At 63.9% G+C, this 662-nt stretch carries 1 protein-coding gene; it reads right to left on the bottom strand.

What is annotated here, in order from left to right:
- Positions 1-662: hypothetical protein (locus FJU08_RS22935; protein ID WP_181410008.1), on the bottom strand; the 662-nt coding region annotated here is incomplete at both ends.

Genomic DNA, 662 nt, shown 5'->3' on the forward strand with positions numbered 1-662 from the left:
CCGCCCATGGAGCGGGTGAAGCCGTATTGATCGCCGGTCGGCTGCTGGATGGTGCTGCCGCCAAGCCCCTTGGCCCAGACACAGGAGCCATCCGTCAGCATGATCCCGTCGCCCTCGAAGGCGGGGCAGGAAAGCACGCTGTTGGCCGCGGCAATGGCGGAAGCGGGCGACAGCGCCACACCGGCGGCTGCCGTCTGCGAGGCGAGCTTCTGCAGATCGTCGGACAGGCTGTCATTGGTTGACTGCTGGAAGGAGCCGAAGATCTGGCCGATGGTGATCTCGTCGGATGCGGTGGCAGAAGCTGTCTCGCCCGCCGAAAGGCGATCCCAGACCTCCTGCAACCCGCGCGAAACCTCAGAGGCATTCTTGCCGAGCGACAGGCCGGTATCGGTGAAATGGGCGCTGTCGACCGAAAAGCCTGCCCAGCCATCGCTATCCGTCGTCACATCGGTGAAGTCATAGATCAGCGATGACAGCACGGTGATATCGGAAAGATCCGTGCCCTCGACCTTGAGGAAATCGGCCCTCGTGTTGGGAAGAAGCGTGGCCGCATGGACATCCACGCCCCAGCTGCCGGCGAAATCGCCTTCGACCACCAGCGTGTCACCGGTACCGCCCTCCATGTCGACATCGAGGCCGGAGATCAGGCCGCCACTGCTGGA

It is taken from the genome of Martelella alba, assembly GCF_006516955.1.
Lineage (GTDB): Bacteria > Pseudomonadota > Alphaproteobacteria > Rhizobiales > Rhizobiaceae > Martelella > Martelella alba.